The sequence below is a fragment of the Pseudonocardia sp. SID8383 genome, from assembly GCF_009864975.1.
Classification (GTDB): Bacteria; Actinomycetota; Actinomycetes; order Mycobacteriales; family Pseudonocardiaceae; genus Pseudonocardia; species Pseudonocardia alni.
In genome coordinates this window covers 1-1723 of the sequence record NZ_WWFY01001000.1, presented here as the reverse complement: position 1 = coordinate 1723, position 1723 = coordinate 1, and the positions used below count along the sequence as shown (strand labels likewise).

Genomic DNA, 1723 nt, shown 5'->3' with positions numbered 1-1723 from the left:
CACCGCCCGCGACGCCGACGTGCGCACCGTCGCGGTGCCCCGGTTCTCCCGGCTCGCGCTCGCCGCCGTCGTCGTGCTGGGGGTGACCGGGCTGCTCGCCGCCACCGCGCGGCTGACCTCACCCACCGACCTGGTCACGACGGCCTACGGCGCGGTCGTCCTCACCAAGGTCGTGCTGCTGGCCTGCGCCGCCGCGTTGGGCGGCGCGACGCGGGCCCGGCTGCGCGCCGGGCGGCTGCCGGTGCTGGTGTGGGCGGCGGTGGAGGTCCTCGTGCTGGTCGCGGCGACCGGGGTCGCCGCGACCCTGACCCACACCGCCTGATCGACGCCGTCATCTGCTGCTCGGTCGCGCCGTTGGCGAACAGCACGTCGCGGTCGAGCAGGTCCAGCCGCTCCTCGCTCACGTCGCCGGAGTGCTCCTGCGTGGCATCAGCCGCAGGCCGGGAGTCCGAGACCACCACGGGACCCCGGCTCCAGGTACACCTCCGAGAGGTAGCCGGAGCGCCCGTCCGGCCAGGTCACGCGGTACCAGAGCGCGGACTCGACCCGGTGCGGGTTGTGCGCGGCGGGCGAGTCGAGGTTGTGGTTCCACATCCGCTCACCGACGACCGTGCAGGTGGCGGGCAGCATCGCCCCGCTGACGACGTCGGTGCCGACCTCCTTGCAGCCCCGGGAACCGCAGAACGCGATCGCCCGTGACGAGAGGTAGGCGGGCCCGGAGTCCTCGACGAGGTCCTCCGCGCCGAGCGCGACCTTGTTCTGCACCGTGACGACGGCCGTCCCCGCCGACGCCGCGGCCGGCGCTCCGAGGGTCCGGGCGGCGAGCCAGCCGGCGCCGCCCGCGACCAGGGCCGTGGCCAGGACGGCGACGACCACCGCCCGCGCCGTACGTCTCGCGTCCTCCGTGCCCATCGGTTCCGTCCCCCCGGCAGCCACGCTCGTCGGTTCCGTCCCCCCGGCGGCCACGCTCGTCGGTTCCGTTCCCCCGGCGGCCGCGGGAGGCACCGCCCCGCCCGTTCCCGGGGTCTCCGTCGCAGCCCGGGCCGCATGTGCCCCCATCGCCGGTGCTGCGACGTCCGCGGAGCCGGTCGCCGAGAGCCTCGCCGGAGCCGTGGTGGGCGACGCGGGGGCCGCGGCCAGCGCCGCGTGCCGGCGCGCCCACTCCCGCACCTCCGGCGCGGGTACTCCCACGGCGGCGAGCACCGTCGTCACCAGGTCGCCGCGGGGCAGGCGGGGTCCCGTGCGGGCGTTGCCGATCGCACTCTTGCTCCAGTTCGAGCGTTCGGCGGCCTCACGGACGGACACGCCGCGGGCGTCGAGCACCGCGGCGAAGTCACTGCAGAACAGGTCCGGGGAGTCGGGGCGACGACCGTCGGAGGTTTCGGTCACCCGGCGATTATCGGATCGGCGATCACGATGGGCCACAGACGACGGGCGGCACCGCACGAACATCGTCACGATTGACGAGAATCTTTGCGATATCCCGGCACATCCGCAGCGACCACAACCCGTGGCGGCGGCCGCGTCCGCAGCGCCCGCGATCGTGGCCCACGTGGCCGCCGCACTGCTGTGGGTCGGCGGACTCCGGGCTGATCGCCGCGACCGCTCGGCTCGGGTCACCGTCGGGGTGGTGACGACCGCCTACGGCGGCCTGGTGCCGGCGAAGACGGTGCTGCCGGCCGGGGCCGCCGCGCTGGGCGGGGCCACCCGGGCCCGGCTGCGG

The 1723-nt window shown here is 75.8% G+C and carries 2 protein-coding genes; one reads left to right on the top strand and one right to left on the bottom strand.

Annotated elements, in window-relative coordinates:
* On the top strand, positions 1-322 hold a 322-nt coding region (locus tag GTW08_RS24165; protein WP_202417623.1), incomplete at its 5' end, for a CopD family protein.
* Positions 323-429: 107 nt separating this feature from the next.
* Here GTW08_RS24165 and GTW08_RS24160 read toward each other — a convergent pair.
* The gene (locus tag GTW08_RS24160; RefSeq protein WP_073577604.1) at positions 430-1389 is read right to left on the bottom strand and encodes a helix-turn-helix domain-containing protein; all 960 of its coding nucleotides are present in this window, start codon (positions 1387-1389) and stop codon (positions 430-432) included.
* Between the last annotated feature and the right edge of the window lie 334 nt (positions 1390-1723).